Here is a 23,514-nt window from a genome sequence, read left to right on the forward strand (position 1 = left end):
GGCGGGGCGGACTGATTCCGCCCCGCCTTAAACGAATCGCACATATCTTCATGAGGTGCACATGAAAGAAACCACACGCAAAAGAATTGTTATTACCGGTATGGGTATTGTTAGTCCGCTTGGATGCGGTGTTGATCATGTCTGGAAGGGACTCATAAACGGCTGTTCGGGTATCAGGCTTCTTCCTGAAGACATTACTGATGGTACCGGGGTCGCTATCGGTGGACTGGTACCATCGGACGAAGATGATGAAGCAGGACTCAACTCTGCAGCACTGATAACAGCTAAAGAAAGAAAAAAAATCGATCGCTTTACTGAATATGCTCTGGTAGCGGCAGAAGAAGCCCTCGCTCAGGCAAACTGGTACCCACAGGAAGAAGAACAACGTATTCGCACCGCAACTGTAATCGCAACAGGTATAGGGGGATTCAGCTCAATGGTGGATGCTGTACGGATCACGGATTCGAGAGGCCCCGGGAGATTATCGCCTTTTACCGTGCCGTCATTTTTACCCAATATGGCTGCTGGCAATATCTCCATTCATTATGGATTTAAGGGGCCGCTGGGCGCCCCCGTAACGGCCTGTGCTGCGAGTGTCCAGGCAATAGGTGATGCAGCAAGGATGATAATAAGCGATGAGGCCGATATTGCCGTATGCGGTGGGACTGAAGCAGCACTGAACAGGGTGACCCTGGGAGGGTTTGCCGCCGCCAGAGCACTTTCGACGCGCTTTAATGTAGCGCCTCATTCAGCCTCACGTCCTTTCGACGCTGACAGAGACGGATTTGTCATGGCAGACGGGGCTGGCATTCTCGTCATCGAATCTCTGGACCATGCTTTAGCAAGGGGAGCTATACCTATCGCAGAGCTGACAGGATATGGCACTAGTGCTGACGCATATCATCTGACGGCAGGCCCGGCAGATGGAAATGGTGCGAAGAGAGCAATGATAAAGGCCCTTAAACACGCTGGCCTCAGCCCTGACGATATTCAGTATATCAATGCCCACGCAACATCCACCCCAACCGGCGATCGATGTGAAATTGCGGCGATTAAAGGCCTGTTTGGCGCCAGCAATTCCGTGGCGGTCAGCTCAACGAAATCGGCCACAGGACACATGCTAGGTGCAGCCGGAGGTGTAGAGGCTATTTTCACGGTGCTCTCGCTGCTTAACCAGATAGCACCGCCAACGCTAAACCTGTTTAATCCCGATCCTGATGCTGATGGCATCGACTTTATCAGGCATTCGGCGCGGAATATGGCAATAGATAATGCCATGTCAAATGGGTTTGGATTTGGCGGGGTCAATGCGAGTGTTATTTTCAGGCGCTGGATAGAATTATGAGACATTAGAAGATCATCATTAGGTTGCTTTACCGTGCATTAACGAAGACCTGATCACTAAATCATCATCGACGGTTTGGCTCAGGTCTGAAGCGAAAATATGACGTGAATATGGGAAAAGGCTAAATTCAACCGCCATTACATGATAGTTTTCATAGATATTGCAACATTGCAAATGACTCACAAAGATCTTCTGAACGATATTTATTTCCAGAAGAGGAATTCCTTTTTTGGAATCCCATTTAATGGAAAATATTCACCAGGAGTACACAAGGTTATTACGACAATAGCGTCAATCCAATGTTCAAATACAAACAATTTGTCTCAAACTACAAGCTTTGTTGTCAGTTCACCGCATAATGCCTGCGCGCACGCCCATGCGCTTGCCCATGCCCACTGGAAGTTATAGCCTCCGAGCCAGCCGGTCACATCAACGACTTCCCCGATAAAATAGAGGCCGGGTGCGTTGCGAGCCTCCATGGTGCGTGATGACAATTCGCGGGTATCGACGCCGCCGAGGGTTACCTCTGCGGTACGGTAGCCTTCCGTGCCGTTCGGCTGAACGCGCCAGGCCGTTAACGTCTCAACCAGCGTCTGCCGATCGCGGATGTTAAGCTGTTTCAGCGTGACGTCGGGTATGTGGCCTAACTGCTGTAGACATTCAACCAGACGCCTGGGAAGCTGCATCGCCAGCGTGTTTTTCAGGCTCTGATTAGGATGTGTGGTGCGTTGTTCATTGAGGAACGTATCCAGAGAACAATCCGGCAGCAAGTTGATGCTGACAAACTCGCCCGCCTGCCAGTAGCTGGAAATTTGCAGGACTGCCGGGCCAGACAGTCCACGATGGGTAAACAGCACACTTTCGCGAAACACCGTGCCGTCTTCGGCCGTAATGACTGACGGAACAGAAACGCCAGACAGCGTTTGTAACGGTTCCAGCAGCGGTTTGTGCAGCGTAAACGGTACCAGACCTGCGCGCGTGGGCAGTACCTTTAGACCAAATTGTTCAGCAATCTTATAGCCGAAAGGTGACGCCCCAAGCCCCGGCATTGAAAGGCCGCCGCTGGCGATCACCAGTTTTTTTGCCGTAACCGTATCGCCATTAAGCTGCACAACATAGCCGTCGTCATTGCGCTCGACGCTTAAAACCTCGCTGCGTAGCCGTAGCGTGACCTGGCCTTTATCACACTCGTTGACCAGCATGTCGACGATCTGTTGCGCTGAGTCGTCGCAAAAAAGCTGGCCCAGCGCTTTTTCATGCCACGCAATGCCGTGCTTCCCGACCAGGTCGATAAAATCCCACTGGGTATAGCGAGCCAGCGCCGACTTGCAGAAATGCGGGTTCTGACTCAGATAGGCGGCCGGCTCCACGTACAGATTGGTAAAATTACAGCGCCCGCCTCCAGACATCAGGATCTTACGGCCCGGTTTTTTACCGTTATCGACTAACAGTACGCGGCATCCCGCCTGGCCTGCCGTCGCCGCACAAAACATTCCTGCGGCACCCGCGCCGATAACAATGGCATCAAACCTTTCCACAATACGTTCCTCGCTAAAATCAGGGGACAAATTGTAAAGATTACACAGTGGTCGCACCAGCAAAAAGATAGCTTAAATAAACTATCTTGTTGAAATATATAGTTTAAATAGATGACGCTGCTGAATTAAGTACGACTAATATCAAAAAAAGGCGATATTTCACTTTGCCCGCGCCGCTAAAGTCACTGATAATGCGCCGCGTTCATGTCCTCAAAATGGCGTAACGTCCTATGCTACATTTATTTGCTGGCCTCGACTTCCATACTGGCCTGTTATTATTGCTTGCTCTGGTTTTTGTGCTGTTTTACGAAGCTATTAACGGCTTCCACGACACTGCAAATGCTGTCGCAACCGTGATTTATACCCGTGCAATGCGTTCACAGCTCGCGGTTATCATGGCTGCAGTGTTTAACTTTCTTGGCGTTCTCCTTGGTGGATTGAGCGTAGCCTATGCCATTGTGCATATGTTACCGACCGATTTGCTGCTGAATGTCAGTTCCGCTCACGGTCTGGCGATGGTTTTCTCCATGCTGCTGGCGGCAATCATCTGGAACCTCGGTACCTGGTATTTCGGTTTACCAGCATCCAGTTCCCACACCCTTATTGGCGCGATCATCGGCATTGGTTTAACCAACGCATTGATGAGCGGTACGTCAGTAGTCGATGCGCTCAACATTCCAAAAGTGATCAATATTTTTGGCTCGCTGATCGTCTCTCCTATTGTCGGCCTGATCTTCGCCGGCGGGCTGGTGTTTATTTTGCGTCGCTACTGGAGCGGCACCAAAAAACGCGCCCGTATCCACCTGACGCCAGCAGAGCGTGAAAAGAAAGACGGTAAGAAAAAACCGCCGTTCTGGACGCGTATTGCGCTGATCCTGTCCGCTATTGGCGTGAGTTTTTCTCACGGCGCAAACGACGGTCAGAAAGGCATCGGTCTGATTATGCTGGTACTGATTGGCGTTGCGCCTGCGGGCTTCGTGGTAAACATGAATGCTTCTGGCTATGACATTACTCGTACTCGAGACGCGATCAATAACGTAGAAGTCTATTTCCAGCAGCATCCGGACTTCCTGCAAAAAGCGATTGCAAAAGAGCCGACAATTCCGACGCCAGAACAAACGGGTAGCAATCCGGCAGAATTTCATTGTCATCCAGGCCAGGCGATTAACGCGCTGACGCGTGCCAGAACCATGCTGGCTGATATAGACAGCTACGACAAGCTGCCGGTAGAACAGCGCAGCCAGCTACGCCGTATCATGCTCTGTATCGCCGATACCACGGACAAAGTCGCTAAGATGCCGGAAGTCAGCGCTGACGATCAGCGTCTGCTTAAAAAGCTGAAAGGCGATATGCTCAGTACCATTGAGTATGCCCCTATCTGGATCATCATGGCCGTCGCGCTGGCGCTGGGCATTGGGACCATGATCGGCTGGCGTCGTGTTGCCACCACTATCGGTGAAAAAATCGGTAAGAAAGGCATGACCTACGCACAGGGCATGGCCGCTCAGATGACAGCAGCCGTCTCTATCGGGCTTGCAAGTTATACCGGTATGCCGGTTTCAACCACTCACGTTCTCTCCTCCTCTGTGGCGGGAACCATGATTGTGGACGGCGGCGGCCTGCAACGGAAAACCGTTACCAGCATTTTAATGGCGTGGATATTTACACTTCCCGCCTCGATCTTGCTGTCAGGTGGCCTGTACTGGCTTGCACTGAAAATTATCTAACGCAGGCGGGTCAGAAGAGATAAGCGGGTCAGGAAACTGGCCCGTTTTTTTTGCCTAGTGCCAGATCATTAATGCGATCAGACTTACCACCACTAACCCGCATAAAAAGCTGGTTAAAATAAACTGCCCGCGTACGCGTTCACAGCGGCGAATAAATTCATCGTCATGATGATCCAGATAACGCTGCGCGTAGATATACCACACCAGACGCACCTGCTTGCCGGGCTGGCCGTGAGACGTAAAGAAGCCGCTTCCGTCAACGTATTGATAAAGAAGAGGATCACAGCCCCGTAATACCACTAATAGCGCACGCAGGGATGAAAAATAACGTGCCATATTAACAACACAAACAACACATAATGCCCAAAAAAGCGCGATGGTGCTGATCATACCGCCTCCCCGGCAATTACCCACCGCTATACACTGCGGGCAACTGCTCCCCGACACACGGACAAAAGAATTCATTAAAGAGTGAGAAACCGATCACATTTCTTTATCCGATCGGCTTAGTAAACAGTGTAGGAGATCAGTTAATTTTTTTACCAGAAGGTTAATCATTATCAATGCAATTATCTGAAAATTTTGTTCAACTCATTGATGAACACGTGACATTGACGAAGAACCTGGGGCGCTATAAGGTAGATGTATCCGCTATACCAGGCTTTTAAGGCAGGGCTGCTTCATCCCGCGTAAACCGTTTGTCGTACGCAGGATGCGGAAAAAGCGACAGTCGGTCAGCACAGGCTGTCAGGCCAACTGGTCATCGACAACTTATGGAAGGAGTAACACTATGGCTTATAAACATATCCTTATCGCGGTTGACTTGTCTCCGGAAAGCAAATTGCTGGTCGACAAGGCGGTATCAATGGCGCGCCCTTACAATGCGAAAATCTCAATCATTCATGTTGATGTTAACTACTCAGATCTGTACACCGGCCTGATCGACGTTAACCTCGGCGACATGCAAAAACGTATCTCTGAAGAAACGCACCACGCCCTGACTGAACTGTCTACGGGAGCCGGTTATCCGGTGACGGAAACTCTGAGCGGCAGCGGCGATCTGGGTCAGGTGCTGGTCGATGCGATTAAAAAATATGACATGGACCTGGTGGTCTGCGGCCATCATCAGGATTTCTGGAGCAAGCTGATGTCCTCTGCTCGCCAGCTGATCAACACCGTACATGTGGATATGCTGATTGTTCCGCTGCATGACGAAGAAGACCAATAACACTTTTCTTCGCGAATAAAAAAACTGCGCCAGGTGCGCAGTTTTTTTATGCCCGTTCAGGCCGTTCCGGGGTAGATATCAAATCGATGCCCTTTAGTGACAATCGCGTTTTGCGTCGCGATGCCGGCCAGCGGCGGCGCATAGTCTGGCCGTTTAACGACCACCCGTTTTGTCGCCAGCTGACAGGCGGGCTCCAGCAAACCATCGGCATCCAGATCGGGTCCCACCAGCGACTGAAATACCCGCATCTCTTTTTTGACCAGCGCGCTTTTCTGTTTATGCGGAAACATCGGATCGAGATAGACCACGTGCGGACGCGGCGTAATGTCGGCCAGCCCGGTCAGGCTGGATGCGTGGATGAGCTGTAGGCGTTCCTGCAGCCAGCCGCCGATTTCCGCATCGGCGTAGCCGCGTGCCAGTCCATCGTCCAGCAGTGCCGCGACGACCGGGTTACGCTCCAGCATCCGTACCCGGCAACCAACACAGGCCAGTACGAACGCATCACGGCCTAATCCCGCCGTAGCATCGACCACATCCGGTAGATAGCCACTTTTAATACCGACCGCTTTTGCTACCGCCTCACCGCGACCACCGCCGAATTTGCGCCGGTGCGCCATTGCGCCGCCGACGAAATCAACAAAAATGCCGCCAAGCTTTGGTTCATCACGCTTACGTAATTCCAGACGATCAGGTGTTAATACCAGCGCCATCAGATTACCGTCATCCGGTTCCAGCCCCCAGCGGGCGGCAAGAACCGATAAGGCACCGTCTCCGGTGCCTGTTTCATCGATTAAGCCAATTTTCACCGACCGATTAGTCCTTGATGCCGTAGTGATCCAGCATGGCATCAAGCTGAGGTTCACGGCCACGGAAGCGTTTAAACAGTTCCATTGGCTCCTCAGAACCGCCACGGGTCAGGATGTTATCGAGGAACGACTGACCGGTTTCACGGTTAAAAATACCCTCTTCTTCAAAGCGCGAGTAGGCATCTGCCGCCAGCACGTCAGCCCACAGATAGCTGTAATACCCGGCAGCGTATCCGCCTGCGAAGATATGGCTGAACGCGTGCGGGAAACGGCCCCAGGCCGGAGACGGTACCACGGCAACCTGTTTTTTGATTTCAGCCAGCGTTTCAAGAATTTTCGCCCCCTGCTCAGGGCTAAATTCCGCATGCAGACGGAAATCAAACAGACCAAACTCCAGCTGACGCAGGATAAACAGCGCCGCCTGATAGTTTTTTGCGGCCAGCATTTTATCCAGCAGTTCCTTCGGCAGCGGCTCGCCGGTTTCATAATGGCCGGAAATAAAGGCCAGCGCTTCCGGCTCCCAGCACCAGTTTTCCATAAACTGGCTCGGCAGTTCGACCGCATCCCACGGCACGCCGCTGATGCCGGACACCCCTGCGGTTTCGATTTGAGTCAGCATGTGATGCAGACCGTGGCCGAATTCGTGGAACAGGGTGATCACTTCATCATGGGTAAACAGCGCCGGTTTGCCGCTTACCGGGCGGTTAAAGTTGCAGGTCAGGTAAGCCACCGGTTTTTGTAGCGAACCGTCAGCCTTACGCATCTGACCAACGCAGTCATCCATCCATGCGCCGCCGCGCTTGTGTTCACGGGCGTAAAGATCGAGATAGAAGCTGCCGCGCAGTTCGTTATTGTCGTCATACAGTTCAAAGAAACGGACATCAGGATGCCAGACATCGATATCGTTGCGCTCTTTTGCCGTAATGCCGTAAATGCGTTTTACTACCTCAAACAGACCGTTAACCGCTTTTTCTTCCGGGAAGTAAGGACGCAGTTGCTCATCGCTGATGCTGTACAGATGCTGTTTTTGTTTTTCGCTGTAATAGGCGATATCCCACGGCTGTAATTCCTCTACGCCAAATTCAGTTTTGGCGAAGGCGCGCAGCTGGGCCAGCTCTTTCTCACCCTGCGGACGGGCGCGTTTCGCCAGATCGGTCAGGAAGTCCAGCACCTGCTGCGGGTTTTCCGCCATTTTGGTCGCCAGCGATTTATCCGCGTAGTTTTCAAAGCCCAGCAGTTGTGCCAGTTCGTGACGCAGCGCGAGGATCTCGGCCATAATCGGACCGTTATCCCATTTACCGGCATTCGGCCCCTGATCGGACGCGCGGGTCCCGTAAGCGCGGTACATCTCCTCACGCAGCGCCTGGTTATCGCAATAAGTCAGCACCGGCAGATAGCTCGGGATGTCCAGGGTTAACAGATATCCTTCCTGCTCTTTCGCTTCAGCCTGCGCTTTTGCTGCGGCCAGCGCGCTCTCCGGCATACCGGCAAGCTCGGATTCGTCGGTGATAAGCTTCGTCCAGCCCATCGTCGCATCCAGCACATTATTGCTGTAAATATTGCCCAGTTCGGATTTGCGCGTGGCGATTTCACCGTAGCGCTGCTGTTTCTCTTTCGGCAGACCAATACCGGAAAGCTCGAAATCGCGCAGCGCGTTATCAACCGCTTTTTTCTCCGGTGCCGTTAGCGAAGCATAATGCGCGCCTTCACGCAGATCGCGATACGCCTGATACAGGCCTTCATGCTGCCCAACCCAGGTACTGTATTCAGAGAGCAGCGGCAGCGTCTGTTCGTAAGCTTCACGCAGTTCCGGACTGTTTTTTACCGAGTTCAGGTGGCTGACCGGCGAGAAAATTCGCCCCAGTACGTCGTCCGTCTCTGCCAGCGGCTGACACAAATTCGCCCACGTATACGGTGCACCCTGCGCCACAACGCGCTCAACCGAGGCCCGGCAGTCGTCCAGTGCTTTAGTAACAGCAGGAACAACATGTTCAGGTTTGATGGCAGAAAAAGGTGGGAGGTCGAAAGGCGTCAGTAAAGGATTGGTCATAAGCGCGGTCCTGTTGGATAGGGTAAAATGAAGCGCACGTTCCGGCGCTTATCTGTTAAATCTAGGATGGGGTTAAGTGTAGAGAATTTCAATGGCGGGTGCCCCGGGGATATCATTATAATAAAACCTGCACACTAAGAGGCAGGGGTTACTGATGACCGCATTTTTACCGCTGATTGGCCTTATTGTTCTATGTTATCTGTTGGCCAAAACGTTCTCGCGCATTCGTCCGGCGGATATACCCAACGGTCCTGGCGATCGCAAACGTATCTCCTCAGATTCCTTCTTCTTGCGCACATTCGGCAGCAGTCACAGCTATAAAGCGCAGTTCTATTTCGATACCGAAAACCTCTATGAGGTCATGAATGACACGACTACCGCTATTCCGCTGGCGGATATTACCGTGGTAAAGCGAGAATCGACGAAGGTTAATAATCGATCCGTCTGGTCAATAAGCTGGACCACTCAGGGCCAGCAAAAGTACGTTCGCTTTCTGCACAACTACACGTTATTTAATCGTAGCTTTGCGGCATTTTTAACCGCTGTAAAACAGGCCAATCCGAATGCCAGCGTCGGCACCCTGACGTTATTTACCCTCTGATCGCGCGTTAGCAGAATAAAAAGCGGGAAAGCGGTAATCGGGGAGGATCTACGGTAGACTAGCGCTAATTGTATTCACTTCCCGGAATTCGTGTTTTTATGCTCAGTTATCGCCACAGCTTTCACGCAGGCAACCATGCCGACGTCCTCAAACATATTGTTCAGAGCCTGATCATCGAAGCCCTGAAAGAGAAAGATAAACCCTTTCTTTATCTGGACACGCACGCCGGCGCGGGCCGCTATCAGCTGAGCGGTGAGCACGCAGAGCGTACCGGAGAATACCTCGAAGGCATCGCGCGTATCTGGCAGCAGGACGATCTGCCTGCCGAGCTGGCACCGTATATCAACGTGGTTAAGCATTTTAATCGTACTGAACAGCTGCGCTATTATCCTGGTTCGCCGTTAATCGCCCGCCAGCTTCTGCGCGAGCAGGACAGCCTGCAAATGACTGAACTGCATCCGAGCGATTTCCCGCTGCTGCGTTCTGAATTTCAGAAAGACAGCCGCGCCCGCGTAGAGCGCGCCGACGGCTATCAGCAGTTAAAATCCAAACTGCCGCCCGCCTCTCGCCGTGGCCTGATCCTGATTGACCCACCGTATGAAATTAAATCGGATTACCAGGCGGTAGTCACCGGAATTAACGAAGCGTACAAACGTTTTGCCACCGGAACGTACGCATTGTGGTACCCGGTGGTACTGCGCCAGCAAGTCAAACGGATGCTCAAAGAACTGGAAGCCACCGGCATTCGTCGGATCCTGCAAATCGAACTGGCGGTTCGTCCGGACAGCGATCGTCACGGCATGACAGCTTCCGGCATGATCGTTATTAATCCGCCGTGGAAACTGGAGCAGCAGATGAAAAATATTCTGCCGTGGCTGCACAAGAAACTGGTGCCTACCGGGACGGGCAGTACAACCGTTAACTGGGTAGTACCGGAGTAATCACAGCCATCGGTGGACGCTGCCCTATCACACGCTACAATCCTGTTATTCGGCGGATATCTCTGCACATCCGCCCTCCCTTCAGTTTTTAAGGAACGGCCATGACAAAACATTATGATTACGTTGCTATTGGCGGCGGCAGCGGCGGTATTGCCTCTATTAATCGTGCCGCTATGTACGGCCAGAAATGCGCGCTGATTGAAGCGAAAGAACTCGGCGGCACCTGCGTAAATGTCGGCTGTGTTCCGAAGAAAGTCATGTGGCACGCGGCACAAATCCGTGAGGCCATTCACCTGTACGGCCCGGATTATGGCTTTGATACCACGCTCAACCATTTTGACTGGGACAAACTGATCGCCAGCCGCACCGCGTACATCGATCGTATTCACTCCTCTTATGACAACGTGCTGGAAAAAAATCAGGTCGATGTGATCAGAGGTTTTGCCCGCTTTATCGATGCCAATACGCTGGAAGTGAATGGCGAAACCATTACCGCCGATCACTTTCTGATCGCCACCGGCGGTCGTCCGGTACATCCGGATATTCCGGGCGCGGAATACGGAATTGATTCCGATGGTTTCTTTGAGCTGCCTGCGCTGCCTGCGCGCGTAGCGGTGGTGGGCGCAGGTTACATCGCAGTTGAACTGGCTGGCGTAATTAACGGCCTCGGTGCCGAAGCGCACCTGTTCGTGCGTAAACATGCGCCGCTGCGCAGTTTTGACACTCTGCTGTCCGAAACTCTGGTAGAGGTCATGAATGCCGAAGGCCCGTCGCTGCATACTCATGCGGTGCCGAAAGCGGTGGTAAAAAATGCCGACGATAGCCTGACGCTTGAGCTGGAAGATGGCCGCACGCAGACTGTGGACTGCCTGATTTGGGCGGTGGGCCGTGAGCCTGCGACCGACAATTTCAATCTGGCCGTTACCGGCGTACGCACCACTGAAAAAGGCTATATTGAGGTCGATAAGTATCAGAATACCAGCGTAGAAGGTATCTACGCGGTCGGTGACGTCACCGGCGCGATTGAACTGACGCCTGTTGCCGTTGCCGCGGGCCGTCGTCTCTCCGAGCGCCTGTTCAACAATAAGCCCAATGAGCATCTCGACTACAACAATGTCCCGACCGTGGTCTTTAGCCATCCTCCGATTGGCACCGTCGGCCTGAGCGAAGAAAAAGCGCGGGAAGAGTACGGCGATGCGGTAAAAGTCTATAAATCGTCGTTTACCGCCATGTACACGGCTGTAACCTCGCACCGTCAGCCGTGCCGGATGAAACTGGTGTGCGTCGGTCCGGAAGAGAAAATCGTCGGCATTCACGGCATCGGTTACGGGATGGACGAAATGCTTCAGGGCTTTGCCGTAGCGTTAAAAATGGGCGCGACGAAGAAAGACTTTGATAACACCGTTGCCATTCATCCGACCGGGGCAGAAGAGTTTGTGACCATGCGCTAAAACGCCTGTGATACGGTGTGCGTCGGTATATACGGCGCGCACCGGTTCTGGCGTAAACCCTCGCATATTGCCCCCTTCACGATGGCAAAGTAACTCAACTTTACACTCCCTTTAGCCGCCCCTGGTTTCATCCTCGCATGGCAGACGTTATAATAGCTTCTTGTCTTTTCACCCGGCCAACCGCCGTAACGTAAAAACTCTGAAAGTGAAAAGGCTCAGACAATACGGTTTCTCCTGTTTCCTGTTATTTAACAGCGCCCTGACTATTTTTCGCTCTTTACACCCTGAATCAGAAGTGTGATCTATCGCACATTTTGCCGATCAACGATCGCGGCAAATGTCTACGCTTATAGATAAACCGGGCAAAACCCGTGTATCAAGACGACGCTATCCGGAGGTTTTTATCATTATGCTCAACCAGAAAATGCGCAGTATGGAGGAAGAATTGATGATCCATAACGATCTCAATTATCAAAACGATCCATGCGAATTAAAACTGGATGAAATGATGGAAGTCGAGCCGGAGCCGGAGATGATCGAGGGGCTACCGGCCTCCGATGCCCTGACTCCTGCTGACCGCTATCTCGAATTATTTGAGCATGTGCAGTCAACGCGTATCTTTGCTGATAGCAAAACGTTTCCGGACTGCGCACCCAAAATCGATCCGCTGGATATTCTTATCCGCTATCGTCGGGTTAAACGTCGGCCGGGCTTTGACCTGCGCGAGTTTGTCCAGGCGCACTTCTGGCTACCGGAAGATTACAGTAAGGAGTATATCTCTAATCCAGATCACTCCCTTAAAGAACATATTGATAATCTCTGGCCTACGCTGACCCGTGAACCGCAGGATCATATCCCGTGGTCGTCGCTGCTCGCCCTGCCGCAGGCCTATATGGTGCCGGGCGGACGTTTTAGCGAGACGTACTACTGGGATTCCTATTTTACCATGCTGGGGCTGGCAGAAAGTGGCCGTGGCGATCTGCTGAAATGTATGGCGGACAACTTTGCCTGGATGATCGAAATTTACGGTCATATTCCTAACGGTAACCGCACGTACTACCTGAGCCGTTCTCAGCCGCCGGTATTTGCACTAATGGTTGAGCTATTTGAAGAGGATGGCGTACGCGGCGCTCGCCGTTATCTTGATCATCTGCTGATGGAATACAATTTCTGGATGGATGGTTCAGAATCGCTGATGCTTAACCAGGCCTATCGCCACGTCGTCCGAATGCCTAACGGTGCGCTGCTTAACCGCTACTGGGACGATCGCGACACGCCTCGCGATGAATCCTGGCTGGAAGATGTAGAAACCGCGAAGCACTCCAGTCGTCCGGCAAACGAAGTGTATCGTGACCTGCGGGCCGGAGCAGCGTCCGGCTGGGACTACTCGTCGCGCTGGCTACGTGATACCCATCGTCTGGCCAGTATTCGCACGACACAGTTTATCCCTATCGACCTGAATGCGTTTCTGTTCAAGCTTGAGAGCGCTATCGCCAATATTTCCGGGGTGAAAGGCGACCGGGAAACGGAAGTAAAATTCCGGCAGAAAGCCGCCGATCGTCGGGCTGCGGTGACGCACTACTTGTGGGATAACGACGATGGCTGTTTCCGCGACTATGACTGGCGACGTGAGCAGCTGGCGCGATTCTCCGCGGCCAGTATCGTCCCGCTTTATACCGGTATGGCTACGCATGAGCAGGCCGATCGGCTGGCGGCAGTGGTCAGGAAGCGCCTGCTGACGCCCGGCGGGATAATGGCCAGCGATCACGAAAGCGGTGAACAGTGGGATAAACCTAACGGCTGGGCACCTTTACAGTGGATGGCAATCCAGGGCTTCAAGCTCTACGGTAATGACGCGCTGGGTGATGAAATCGCGCACTGCTGGCTGAAAACGGTGAATCACGTTTATCAGCAGCATCATAAACTGGTGGAGAAATACCATATTGCCGACAGTACGCCACAGGAAGGTGGCGGCGGTGAGTATCCACTCCAGGACGGCTTTGGCTGGACGAACGGCGTGGTACGCCGTTTGATTGCCCTGTATGGTGAACCGCCGCGCAGCTAGCGAACTTCGTCGTAAATCGCAGTCTGGATCGCCAGCCATTTTTTAGTGTGTGGATCCGGCTGCGCCTTCGCCCGCAGCGCCGCCTGCCCGGTATCGTAGCGTTGACGCTCAACAACCGGCGGCGCGGTGCAGAAGGTACGAAGATACTCTTTGCGCAGCGACGTCAGGGCCTCTCCCTGCAACATCGCGGACCCGAGCGTGGTCATAAAACGGCGACATGGCCTTTTTTCATCCATTTGCAGACGGTAACGGAGCAACAGCGACAGTACCTTGTCATTTCCGGCAGCGTGTGCAGACTCGGTCCACGACAATTTCCAGTTCATTCCGCCGCGTAAAAAAAGCTGGGTGACCTGCGCGTCATTACGGTCGATGGCCGAGCGCAGGTTGTTAGTATCCCAGGTGATACCCATACTGGTGAGCTGTTCACGCGGCGACGCCGGCTCGCGCTCCACCTTAGCGCTGCTTGCAGGCGATGCCACACGAGTTGCAGAAGCCGTAGCCTGGCTTTGATTAATCATCCACAATCCACCGCCGCACATGCACAATATGGTGATACCCACCATTCCCCATAACATCACCGAAATGAGACGATCGCGCTCTTGTGCCGTGCGTTTTCTGCGGGTTTCAGGCCGTTCGATACTGTCGCTTATTTCCGTATTATCGCCTCCTGAGAGCCGGTCTTTTTTACGCGCGTTCTCCCAGAATGCCTCTTGTTCACTTTGCTGGCGGGTGATCAGTGCTGCCGGGTCAACCCGCGTCTTTCCATGCGCAAACGCCTGCTGGATCGGGCCAAGAATTTGCTGGCTGTAGCGCTCAAGCAGTGCACACTGCGCGAGGCTTAGCGGCTTTTCAGCAATCACCGTATTGCGGATCTGTCGACAATCTTCGAGAAAATGCTGTAGCGTTGCGCGCGGTTCAACAAATAAGTTAAGTGTGGAAGGATCGTTGAAAATCGAGGCGTAATGCCGGGCGAACTCTTTTTTATCGACCACCATCAGGGCCAGTTCACTAAAGCGCATTCCACTCAGAACATCGTTACGCTCGCCCACTTTCAACCAGTGGCGAACTTTATCGGCACCAAACTGAATTTTTAACTGATTATTGAGACGAACCGGGTCCGGCCATGCCTGACCAATCAGCGCCTTCAGCGTTAATTCCAGAATGCGTAACTGCTCCCGTGCCTGCGGTTGTGCGGCGATGGCGCTATCCTCCGGCGAGGAAAATGTCAGTAATGGCTGCTTCTGGCGCAGGTATTCCAGTTCCGTGACAAACCGCAGCGCGACAATAAGCTGATGATGACTGACATCCTGACCACTTTCGTACTGCGGCACCCACTGCTGAAGGTGGCGTAAGTGCAGGGTAAAGCGGCTCATTTGCGCATCATTCAGATTCAGTTTCTGTGCAACGTTCGCCCAGCCACCAAGGCTCAGACGCGCCTGATCCAGCAATTCGAGGAATCCACGCGGGTCCTTACCTTCTGAAATTTTAACGTTAAGCAGCAGTAAAATCTCAAGCGACGCTTGTCGAATGATCGCAAGGCAGCGTTCAAACTGCTCGCGGACCTGATGTGAAGCACTGATAGCCATACTTTCTCTCGCGCCGCGCAATGTTAGAGCACGTTATATAATTTTTTTAAAATATATAACAAATTCTGTTTCAATACAGTGATCTATGCAGCTCAAGCGCATTTCATTTTTTATCCGTGGATTTCCCCTGGGCCATCTGGCAAGTATTTCTGCTAAATGCTTTACCGTAGACTTCTTCTCCTGGAAACGAGAGGAATTGATTATGGCGCAGCAACCATTAACCATTAGCCCGGCAGGGATTGAACTGATAAAGCACTATCAGGGGCTTAATCTGGAACAGTATCAGGACGAAAGTGGACTCTGGGTGATTGGTTACGGACATATGATTGCCTGCTATGAAAATTTTGCAGGCCCGTTAACCCCGGAAACAGCCGAAGCATTATTGCTACTGGATATTCAACGTTGCCAGTGTCTGCTCCAGCAGTGCATGGAAATTAGTTTGAATCAGCCACAATACGATGCCATGGTTTCTCTGGCACTCAGCTGTGGAAATGAAGCATTTTATCAGTCAGCTATCGTTAAGCATATTAACAGGAAGGAATTTGATGAGGCGTTAGCGGAATGGAAAAACGCGATTGTGCTGAATGGGAAGACAATATCCAGCCTGACGTCTCAGCGTCAGGCTGAATGTGCTCTATTCCTTCAGGGTGGTGAAGTAGAGCAGATTTAGTGGCAGCTTGTTTCGTTGAACATCATCGCGGCCTGAGTACGATTTTTAACATCCAGGCGACGATAAATAGACTCAAGGTGCGCTTTAACCGTACCTGCACTGATATTTAGCGTACGGCTAATTTGTTTATTGGAATCACCGGCAGCCAGCAACTTGAGTATTTCACGTTGTCGGCTGCTGAGGTGCTGTAGCTCCTGCACGTTTGTACTTTCATCATGTGATATCATCCAGTCACCCGGCAGACACATCAGGCCCATCGCTACGCTACTGATCGCGATTGAGAACTTATCCGGGCTTGAATCACGCTGTACAACGGCCAGAACGTTATAGCGCAATGCATCCTGTAACCACTCTTTTGTACAATCAGAGGCGACCAGTAATACCCGGCATTGTGGGAAACGGTCGGTTTTCTCCTGAAGTATCCACTGGCAAAACTCGCTATCCATATCGCCGTCCAGGATAAGAATAGCCTCAGGGTGCATTTCAAGACGCCCCCACAGATCTTCTGCCTGACTGAGTCCCTGGATATCTATGTCCGGAATCAACTGCTGTAAACTTATCTTCATCCCATGAATAAATATTGACTGCCTGTCAAACATTATTATCTGCATTACTCTTTCTCCATCGAAAAGCTATTGACCCATAAGAACGGTGGAAGGGTATTATTAGCAAGCGAAAATAAATACTCGCTACTTAGCCTGGGGCATTTTACCGATAATGAAGAGAAGGGAAAGATAGTATTAGTGAATAATTACCAGCATATCATAATTATTACAAATTAGTGATTTACATCAAACTTTTACTCAGGATTTCCTTAAACAGTTAAGCAAAGTAAATATAAATAATATTAATTCATGAGGATATTAGCGATCCGGCGATGAAAGGGGAAGTCTAATTTTCAAAGATTTTGTTAGCAAATAATAATTAGCATTAAAGATCAAAAAATATTCTTTTAAACATTAATTAAAATTAAGCCAGATTTTACTGGCAGAAAATCAGGCTCTTATAGTATTTATATTATATTGTCAGCAGTACTCTTTGTGCCTTCAAAAACTGCTCTAACTCACTGTTGGTAAAGACCACCTGTCAGATAATGTTTCGGGAACGAGTATAATCTTACTCGCCTGGCGAGCACTTACGTCATACGCCAGAACGGTTTTGTTTAAACGCTATAGAAGCTGTTCATTAAATGAACGCGCTGTGATGTATCCTGCCATTGTCATACCGGGCCAGTGGTTTAACACTGTATTGAGGTCATTAGTATTCTCACCCGTACAGCCCGTCAGCGCCGCCATTTCCGCCTCGTTCCAGCAGACTATTGCACCCTCACGCGTATACAACCTGCAAAACCTCTACCCGTACACGGCGTCAGTAACAGCAAGTATTAGCTTCTTTTTTCCCCATGGTTGGCAATAATAACGTGTTTTTTATCACTTATTCTGTCTTTTACTAAATTCAGTGATTGAGGGAAGCCTGATTCACTGCTACAAGATCAATAATCAGCGCCATTAACGCTTTACTGTTCCAGTAAATACAACAATGGGAAGTTGTAATGGATAAAATTTATGCAATGCAATTATTCATTCAGGTAGCAGAGCGGGAAAGTTTTTCCCGGGCCGCCGATGCGCTTAACCTGCCGAAAGGAAGCGTCTCGCGACATATACAGGCGCTGGAAACGCATCTGAACACGCAGTTACTTCATCGCACTACCCGACGCGTTCAGCTCACTCAGGACGGCATGGTGTATTACGAGCGGGCTAAAGACCTGCTTAGCAATCTGGAAGAGCTGGACAGCCTGTTCCAGCGCGATACGGGAAGCCTGAGCGGAATACTGCGGATAGATATGCCGGTGACGATGGCAAAGAACCTGCTTATCCCACATCTTCCCGACTTTGTGCAACAGTATCCGGGTATTGAAATTGAACTCAGCAGCAGCGAGCGTCTGGTGGATGTGATCCGCGAAGGCTTCGACTGCGCAGTGCGGATCGGACCCTTACAGGACACTGGCCTGATTGTGCGCCCGCTCGGCAAACTGTCATTAATAAACTGCGCCAGCCCGGATTATCTGGCGCGTTTCGGCTATCCGGAGACGCCAGAAGATTTGGTCCATCACGCGTTAGTGCACTACGCAGCAAATACTGCTATACGCCCACGCGGCTTCGACATTTTCAGCGATAACACCATACGCCAGGTGAAAGCGGGCGGCATTCTGACGGTTAACAGTACCGAAACCTGGCACGCCGCCTGTCTGGCGGGGCTGGGCATTATTCAGGTGCCGAGGGCGGATGTTAAGAATGCTTTGCGCAGTAAAAAGCTAATAGACATTCTGCCTCAATACCGGGCACAACCGCTGTCGGTATCGCTGGTTTATCCGCCACGACGCAACCTTTCGCGTCGTATCTATCTGTTTATGGAGTGGTTAACCGACGTAATGAAATCCTGGGTTGATTAACCGTGACTATAATTGCCTTATACGTCACATATTCACAAAAAAGGATCGTACGCTAATGACGCTGGAAAATGATGAAAAGCGCCCCGTACCAGAACTGGATTACCAGCCGATCAAGCGGGTAATAACTGACGATTCACCTGCGGCAACGGCGGAAGCAGGGGATAAGGCGACCGGGGAAAATGCAGAGACCCCAGAGAGCGGTAAATCCGCGCCGGAAAAGAAGGACTCTGACGGCGGTGTTATCGCGACGGTGACGGAGACGGCCGAGAAAATTCAGCGCCGCCCAATGGTTGCACATATTATCCGCGCGGCTGAACGTTTTAATGATCGACTCGGCAATCAGTTTGGTGCCGCGATCACTTATTTCTCTTTCTTATCAATGATCCCTATCCTGATGGTCTGTTTTGCCGCAGCCGGGTTTATCCTCGCCTCTCATCCCACGCTCTTACAGGATATTTTCAATAAAATCCTTGATAGCGTAAATGACCCGACGACAGCCTCTACCCTGAAAAGTACGATCAGTACCGCCGTACAGCAGCGTACGACGGTCGGTATTGTTGGCCTGCTGGTAGCGCTCTATTCCGGGGTAAACTGGGTGGGCAACCTGCGCGAGGCCATCCGTGCTCAGTCGCGTGATGTCTGGGAGAGTAAAACGCAGGAAGATGAAAAATTCTGGGTAAAATACCTCCGCGACTTTATTTCGCTGATTGGTCTGCTGATTGCGCTGGTGATCACGCTGTCGATTACCTCTATTGCCGGGGCTGCGCAGGAAAAAATCATCTCCTGGCTCTATCTTGATTACATCGACTGGCTGAAACCGGTATGGCAGCTGATTGGCCTGGCAATCTCGATTTTTGCCAACTACCTGCTGTTCTTCTGGATTTTCTGGCGTCTGCCGCGTCACCGCCCGCGTCGCAAAGCATTAATGCGCGGCACCCTGATTGCAGCAATTGGCTTTGAGGTTATTAAAATCATTATGACCTGGACCCTGCCTTCACTGGCCTCCTCGCCGTCAGGTGCCGCATTTGGCTCCGTGCTGGGCGTCATGGCGTTCTTCTACTTCTTCGCCCGTCTGACCCTGTTCTGCGCGGCGTGGATCGCGACAGCAGAGTATAAAGACGACCCTCACATGCCGGGAAAATCGCATAAATAAAAGCCGCGGCGGGCTGAATTAAAAGCAAAACTTCAGCCCGCAGCGCCATTTCAGTAGATAAAACTAACCTGTAACTTTTATTTAACCAAAAACTGGTTTTAAATGCTAAGTTTCAAATTCTGTGAAGCATTTCATAGACGATTTTTTACAGTGATAAACATTATTCTCTTTTTGCCTTTTTTTTGACCTTTCTGCGCGACGTCTGCACATTGAAATGTCGCTTTTGCTGTGCGTAATATGGCCGTTCGTTCGCCATAAAATAAGAAATAATTATGCCAGCAACCGCCACAACTACGCTCGACACCGCCGCAGATATCGCACCGGTCAACTCCCGTAATAAGGTCGTCGTTGCCTCTCTCATTGGTACTGCCATTGAGTTTTTCGACTTCTATATTTACGCCACCGCTGCGGTCATTGTATTTCCGCATATCTTTTTCCCGCAGGGCGATCCGACGGCGGCGACGCTACAGTCGCTGGCAACCTTTGCTATTGCCTTTATTGCCCGTCCTATCGGTTCAGCGGTATTTGGCCACTTTGGCGATCGCGTGGGCCGTAAAGTCACGCTGGTTGCTTCATTGCTGACGATGGGGATCTCAACGGTTGCCATCGGCCTGTTACCGACCTATGAAACCATCGGCATCCTGGCACCGCTGCTGCTGGCGCTGGCGCGTTTTGGCCAGGGTCTTGGCCTGGGCGGTGAATGGGGAGGTGCGGCGCTTCTGGCGACTGAAAATGCCCCGCCGCGCAAACGTGCGCTGTATGGCTCCTTTCCGCAACTCGGTGCGCCGATTGGTTTCTTCTTCGCTAACGGCACGTTCCTGCTGCTCTCCTGGCTGCTAACCGATGAGCAGTTCATGAGCTGGGGCTGGCGTATTCCGTTTATCTTCTCGGCAGTACTGGTGCTTATCGGCCTGTACGTGCGCGTATCACTTCATGAAACGCCAGTATTTGCTAAGGTTGCCGCGGCGAAGAAGCAGGTGAAAATCCCGATGGGAACACTGCTGACTAAACATCTGCGGGTCACCGTCCTGGGCACCTTTATCATGCTGGCGACCTATACGCTGTTTTACATCATGACCGTTTATTCAATGACCTTCAGCACCGCAGCAGCACCGCAAGGGCTGGGTCTGCCGCGCAATGACGTGCTGTGGATGTTGATGATGGCGGTAATTGGCTTTGGCGTGATGGTGCCGATTGCGGGCCTGCTGGCAGACCGTTTTGGTCGCCGCGCCAGCATGATTGTCATTACCTCGCTGATTATTCTGTTCGCGCTGTTCGTCTTCCCGCCGCTGCTTGGCTCAGGTGAACCGATGCTGGTGATGGCCTATTTATTGATTGGCCTGAGTCTGATGGGGCTGACCTTTGGCCCGATGGGCGCGCTGCTGCCAGAATTATTCCCGACCGAGGTACGTTATACCGGCGCATCTTTCTCGTATAACGTTTCGTCGATCCTGGGCGCATCGGTGGCACCATACATTGCAACCTGGCTACAGGCGAATTATGGTCTGGTCTATGTCGGGATTTATCTGGCTGCCATGGCCGCTCTGACCTTGATTGCTCTGCTGTTGACCCACGAAACCCGCAATCAATTGCTGTGATGTTATGAGGCCGGACGGCGCTGCGCTTGCCCCGGCCTACCGTTGAGCGTCCAGTCTGTACATCCACAATTGAATAACAACCCAAAAAAAAGCCCGGTACGCGCAGCGTCACCGGGCTTTTCTCATACGGACTTACTTTTTCATTTGCGCCAGGATATTCCGGCACTGATTTTCATCACCTTCGGACGGCGAAATTAATGCCACCAGCGCTGCCGCCGGGGCGACCAGAGTGGCCAGCGCAGCAGCGACCGCACCACGTGCAATCAGCGGACCCGCTTTCACACCTGCCTGCGGATTTTTAAAGGTTCCACGCACGTACAGCGGCGAGCGCAGCGTAACAATGCGGATGCCTTTACTCTCCGGGTCAATCGTCAAATCCAGCTGCTCGGAGGCGAAACTGGCGGTGCCGGTAACGTTAATCAGCGCATTCTCGGTATCGAAGGCGAAGATTTGTGGCCGCGCTACGCCGTTCTTAATGTCCAGATTAGCTGCCGCGCAGTTCACCCGCACTTCTTCATCGCCAAACAGTTGCCCGACCACAAAGTTACCTACGTTAAGCCCGACAATCTCCATCAGATTACGACTGATTAGCCCGTCGTTCATCAGCAATTTGAGATTACCGTTACTGTTGCCCAGCAGTGCCGCAACCGAATTACCGGTGCCGCGGAACTCCGCATCGCCGTTCATTTCACCCAGCGTTTTTTGCATCATTTCTGAATCAGGCATCAGCTCTTTGAGCTTCAGACGGCGAGCCTGAATATCGGCCACGCCGCGCATCGGTTTTTTATCACCTTCGAGATGAATATTGGAAGAGATGGTCCCGCCCGCCATGCCAAACTTCAGCGGTTGTAAACGCAAATCGGCATTTTTCAGCGTCAGATGCGTCGTCAGATTACTGATCGGCAGGCTGCTGCCATGTTCAATACGGCGACCTTTGAAGCGAACATCCGCGTCCATTACGTCCCACTTGTCCGTCTCAAAACGGTCATAAGGCAGGACTTTATCCGCAGGCTGTACGCTTTTCTCTCCTTTCTTCTGCTCGGATTTCTTCGACTTCTCAGCCCCTTTGCCCGAATCAACGCCAATCAGCGGCCCGAGGTCTGCCAGACGTAGCTGGCGTGATTCGAGATCGCCTTCCAGCTTAGGCCGCGGCTTACCGGTGGTATAGGTTAGCGAGCCATGAATATCGCTGTCGCCGATACGCCCGTTAAAGTTACGGTAATTGAAGACCGAGGATTTCTCGCTGTCGATTTTAGCAACCAGCCGGCCGTCGGTTTCAAACGGCGGCGTATCCGGCAATAACACGCCGGTTAAATCATACAGTTCGCCCAGTGAATCGCCGGAGAACTTAAGACGCAGATCGACGCCGCCCATATTCATCGGATCGTTAACCGTACCGTCCAGGGCCACGCGAGTATTGCCCGAACGGAAATCGGCCTGTACCGGGAACGGCGTGCCTTCACTGCGCAATGCCAGCATTCCGCCGATTTTTCCGGTACCGGTCAGGGGCTGATCGTTATAACGCCCTTTTGCCTTCAGGCCGAAAACATAATCGCCAACCTTCCCGTTATCATCCTTACCTTTACTGCCGGTCACTTCACTAAAAGGCAGTGGTTTACCTAACGGATCAATCAGAATTTCGATATCAGCACGGCTGACTTTATCGTCAATCGCCACGCGCCCGCGGTCAAAAAGAATATTGTCGAGACGGAATGACCAGGCTGATGGCTGGGCGTTCTCTTTTTCTTTGTCATCGGCGGCGAGATCGAACGTCCAGTTATCGTTCTTCTCGGAAAGACGGATCAGACGAGCGTCAGGCCGCACCAGTTTGATCCACGGTAAATAAACGGTTTTACTGAGAAGCGCCAGCGGAGCCAGCGTGGCTTCTACGCGCGGCAGATGCACCATAGTGACTTCCGGGATATCCGGCGGGTTGCCGAGGATAATATCTTCCGCATGGACATGCGGCCACGGAACCCAGCTTCGCCAGCCCGTTTCCTGCTTTTGCCGTTCCCACACCACGCCCAAATCACCACGAATAGCGAACGGACGATTAAGCTCGGTAGAGACTTTCTCGTTAATGGTCGGCTTCAGGCGATTCCAGTCAAAGGTCGCAATAATAATGATGGCGACGACGATGAGCAGCACCAGCGTCCCAAAGATAATGGCAAGTATTTTACTTGTTTTAGACATGCCCTACTCCGCTTTCTGATTACTCTACTGTCCTAAAGATAGTTGAGGCTGACAGAAAAGGGAGCGGTAGATCCCTTATTTATGAAAGAGTAACCCGCAAAAACGGATTT

18 protein-coding genes are annotated in these 23,514 nt (G+C 51.8%); 11 read left to right on the forward strand and 7 right to left on the reverse strand.

The window, feature by feature from the left end; genetic code table 11:
• Positions 1 to 61: 61 nt before the first annotated feature.
• Positions 62 to 1,345, forward strand: coding sequence for a beta-ketoacyl-ACP synthase II (fabF, locus tag AC791_RS04175; RefSeq protein ID WP_049839224.1), 1,284 nt, complete (start codon positions 62 to 64; stop codon positions 1,343 to 1,345).
• Positions 1,346 to 1,668: 323 nt separating this feature from the next.
• Here fabF and AC791_RS04180 read toward each other — a convergent pair whose 3' ends face one another.
• Positions 1,669 to 2,883 (reverse strand): NAD(P)/FAD-dependent oxidoreductase, encoded by a 1,215-nt coding sequence (locus AC791_RS04180; RefSeq protein ID WP_049839225.1) that lies wholly within the window; start codon positions 2,881 to 2,883, stop codon positions 1,669 to 1,671.
• Positions 2,884 to 3,113: 230 nt separating this feature from the next.
• On the opposite strand from AC791_RS04180, the gene pitA reads away from it, so the two are divergent.
• A complete protein-coding gene (gene pitA / locus AC791_RS04185) occupies positions 3,114 to 4,610 on the forward strand; it encodes an inorganic phosphate transporter PitA (RefSeq protein WP_049839226.1) in 1,497 nt (498 codons plus the stop codon).
• A gap of 54 nt (positions 4,611 to 4,664) precedes the next feature.
• On the opposite strand, the gene uspB is transcribed toward pitA, so the two are convergent.
• A complete protein-coding gene (gene uspB, locus AC791_RS04190) occupies positions 4,665 to 5,000 on the reverse strand; it encodes a universal stress protein UspB (protein WP_049839227.1) in 336 nt (111 codons plus the stop codon).
• A 400-nt stretch (positions 5,001 to 5,400) separates the two neighbouring features.
• Here uspB and uspA point away from each other — a divergent pair, with 400 nt between their 5' ends.
• The gene (uspA, locus tag AC791_RS04195) at positions 5,401 to 5,838 is read left to right on the forward strand and encodes a universal stress protein UspA (protein ID WP_049839228.1); all 438 of its coding nucleotides are present in this window, start codon (positions 5,401 to 5,403) and stop codon (positions 5,836 to 5,838) included.
• Positions 5,839 to 5,894: 56 nt separating this feature from the next.
• On the opposite strand, the gene rsmJ is transcribed toward uspA, so the two are convergent.
• Together rsmJ and prlC are read right to left on the reverse strand one after the other, a co-directional pair.
• A complete protein-coding gene (gene rsmJ / locus AC791_RS04200; protein WP_049839229.1) occupies positions 5,895 to 6,644 on the reverse strand; it encodes a 16S rRNA (guanine(1516)-N(2))-methyltransferase RsmJ in 750 nt (249 codons plus the stop codon).
• 7 nt (positions 6,645 to 6,651) lie between these two features.
• Positions 6,652 to 8,694: an oligopeptidase A gene (prlC, locus tag AC791_RS04205; RefSeq protein WP_049839230.1), complete on the reverse strand. Its 2,043-nt coding sequence runs from the start codon at positions 8,692 to 8,694 to the stop codon at positions 6,652 to 6,654.
• Positions 8,695 to 8,848: 154 nt separating this feature from the next.
• On the opposite strand from prlC, the gene AC791_RS04210 reads away from it, so the two are divergent.
• From AC791_RS04210 to AC791_RS04225, 4 genes are all read left to right on the forward strand, one after another.
• A complete protein-coding gene (locus tag AC791_RS04210; RefSeq protein ID WP_049839231.1) occupies positions 8,849 to 9,295 on the forward strand; it encodes a hypothetical protein in 447 nt (148 codons plus the stop codon).
• A gap of 98 nt (positions 9,296 to 9,393) precedes the next feature.
• Positions 9,394 to 10,236: a 23S rRNA (adenine(2030)-N(6))-methyltransferase RlmJ gene (locus AC791_RS04215; protein ID WP_049839232.1), complete on the forward strand. Its 843-nt coding sequence runs from the start codon at positions 9,394 to 9,396 to the stop codon at positions 10,234 to 10,236.
• A 101-nt stretch (positions 10,237 to 10,337) separates the two neighbouring features.
• A complete protein-coding gene (gene gorA, locus AC791_RS04220) occupies positions 10,338 to 11,687 on the forward strand; it encodes a glutathione-disulfide reductase (protein WP_049839233.1) in 1,350 nt (449 codons plus the stop codon).
• A gap of 409 nt (positions 11,688 to 12,096) precedes the next feature.
• The gene (locus AC791_RS04225; protein ID WP_049839484.1) at positions 12,097 to 13,752 is read left to right on the forward strand and encodes an alpha,alpha-trehalase; all 1,656 of its coding nucleotides are present in this window, start codon (positions 12,097 to 12,099) and stop codon (positions 13,750 to 13,752) included.
• Here the strand turns inward: AC791_RS04225 and AC791_RS04230 are convergent.
• A complete protein-coding gene (locus AC791_RS04230) occupies positions 13,749 to 15,338 on the reverse strand; it encodes an STY4199 family HEPN domain-containing protein (RefSeq protein ID WP_049839234.1) in 1,590 nt (529 codons plus the stop codon). The two genes, AC791_RS04225 and AC791_RS04230, sit on opposite strands and share 4 nt — an antisense overlap.
• Before the next feature lie 202 nt (positions 15,339 to 15,540).
• Between AC791_RS04230 and AC791_RS04235 the strand changes: the two genes are divergently transcribed.
• Positions 15,541 to 16,008, forward strand: a complete 468-nt coding sequence (locus AC791_RS04235; RefSeq protein WP_049839235.1) for a lysozyme — start codon at positions 15,541 to 15,543, stop codon at positions 16,006 to 16,008.
• Here AC791_RS04235 and AC791_RS04240 read toward each other — a convergent pair.
• Positions 16,005 to 16,619: a response regulator transcription factor gene (locus tag AC791_RS04240; RefSeq protein ID WP_049839236.1), complete on the reverse strand. Its 615-nt coding sequence runs from the start codon at positions 16,617 to 16,619 to the stop codon at positions 16,005 to 16,007. The two genes, AC791_RS04235 and AC791_RS04240, sit on opposite strands and share 4 nt — an antisense overlap.
• A gap of 941 nt (positions 16,620 to 17,560) precedes the next feature.
• Here AC791_RS04240 and AC791_RS04245 point away from each other — a divergent pair.
• The 3 genes from AC791_RS04245 to AC791_RS04255 all read left to right on the forward strand — a co-directional run bounded on the left by AC791_RS04245 (position 17,561) and on the right by AC791_RS04255 (position 21,211).
• The gene (locus AC791_RS04245) at positions 17,561 to 18,460 is read left to right on the forward strand and encodes a LysR family transcriptional regulator (protein ID WP_049839237.1); all 900 of its coding nucleotides are present in this window, start codon (positions 17,561 to 17,563) and stop codon (positions 18,458 to 18,460) included.
• Between the two features lie 55 nt (positions 18,461 to 18,515).
• Positions 18,516 to 19,613 (forward strand): inner membrane protein YhjD, encoded by a 1,098-nt coding sequence (gene yhjD, locus AC791_RS04250; protein ID WP_049839238.1) that lies wholly within the window; start codon positions 18,516 to 18,518, stop codon positions 19,611 to 19,613.
• Positions 19,614 to 19,885: 272 nt separating this feature from the next.
• On the forward strand, positions 19,886 to 21,211 hold the full coding sequence (locus AC791_RS04255) for an MFS transporter (RefSeq protein ID WP_049839239.1): 1,326 nt from the start codon (positions 19,886 to 19,888) through the stop codon (positions 21,209 to 21,211).
• Between the two features lie 132 nt (positions 21,212 to 21,343).
• Here AC791_RS04255 and AC791_RS04260 read toward each other — a convergent pair whose 3' ends face one another.
• Positions 21,344 to 23,404 carry an AsmA family protein gene (locus AC791_RS04260; RefSeq protein WP_049839240.1) on the reverse strand — a complete coding sequence of 687 codons (2,061 nt, stop codon included), beginning with the start codon at positions 23,402 to 23,404 and terminating at the stop codon, positions 21,344 to 21,346.
• Between the last annotated feature and the right edge of the window lie 110 nt (positions 23,405 to 23,514).

The sequence above is a fragment of the Klebsiella sp. RIT-PI-d genome (assembly GCF_001187865.1).
In the GTDB taxonomy this organism is placed as follows: domain Bacteria; phylum Pseudomonadota; class Gammaproteobacteria; order Enterobacterales; family Enterobacteriaceae; genus Superficieibacter.

What these genes read in the sequence shown, in the direction of transcription:
- AC791_RS04230 (WP_049839234.1), bottom strand. Translation starts at nt 15,338, where the DNA reads ATGGCTATCAGTGCTTCACATCAGGTCCGCGAGCAGTTTGAACGCTGC.
- AC791_RS04235 (WP_049839235.1), top strand. Translation starts at nt 15,541, where the DNA reads ATGGCGCAGCAACCATTAACCATTAGCCCGGCAGGGATTGAACTGATA.
- AC791_RS04260 (WP_049839240.1), bottom strand. Translation starts at nt 23,404, where the DNA reads ATGTCTAAAACAAGTAAAATACTTGCCATTATCTTTGGGACGCTGGTG.
- AC791_RS04215 (WP_049839232.1), top strand. Translation starts at nt 9,394, where the DNA reads ATGCTCAGTTATCGCCACAGCTTTCACGCAGGCAACCATGCCGACGTC.
- AC791_RS04240 (WP_049839236.1), bottom strand. Translation starts at nt 16,619, where the DNA reads ATGCAGATAATAATGTTTGACAGGCAGTCAATATTTATTCATGGGATG.
- fabF (WP_049839224.1), top strand. Translation starts at nt 62, where the DNA reads ATGAAAGAAACCACACGCAAAAGAATTGTTATTACCGGTATGGGTATT.
- AC791_RS04225 (WP_049839484.1), top strand. Translation starts at nt 12,097, where the DNA reads ATGCTCAACCAGAAAATGCGCAGTATGGAGGAAGAATTGATGATCCAT.
- yhjD (WP_049839238.1), top strand. Translation starts at nt 18,516, where the DNA reads ATGACGCTGGAAAATGATGAAAAGCGCCCCGTACCAGAACTGGATTAC.
- AC791_RS04210 (WP_049839231.1), top strand. Translation starts at nt 8,849, where the DNA reads ATGACCGCATTTTTACCGCTGATTGGCCTTATTGTTCTATGTTATCTG.
- uspB (WP_049839227.1), bottom strand. Translation starts at nt 5,000, where the DNA reads ATGATCAGCACCATCGCGCTTTTTTGGGCATTATGTGTTGTTTGTGTT.
- AC791_RS04245 (WP_049839237.1), top strand. Translation starts at nt 17,561, where the DNA reads ATGGATAAAATTTATGCAATGCAATTATTCATTCAGGTAGCAGAGCGG.
- pitA (WP_049839226.1), top strand. Translation starts at nt 3,114, where the DNA reads ATGCTACATTTATTTGCTGGCCTCGACTTCCATACTGGCCTGTTATTA.
- gorA (WP_049839233.1), top strand. Translation starts at nt 10,338, where the DNA reads ATGACAAAACATTATGATTACGTTGCTATTGGCGGCGGCAGCGGCGGT.
- prlC (WP_049839230.1), bottom strand. Translation starts at nt 8,694, where the DNA reads ATGACCAATCCTTTACTGACGCCTTTCGACCTCCCACCTTTTTCTGCC.
- AC791_RS04255 (WP_049839239.1), top strand. Translation starts at nt 19,886, where the DNA reads ATGCCAGCAACCGCCACAACTACGCTCGACACCGCCGCAGATATCGCA.
- uspA (WP_049839228.1), top strand. Translation starts at nt 5,401, where the DNA reads ATGGCTTATAAACATATCCTTATCGCGGTTGACTTGTCTCCGGAAAGC.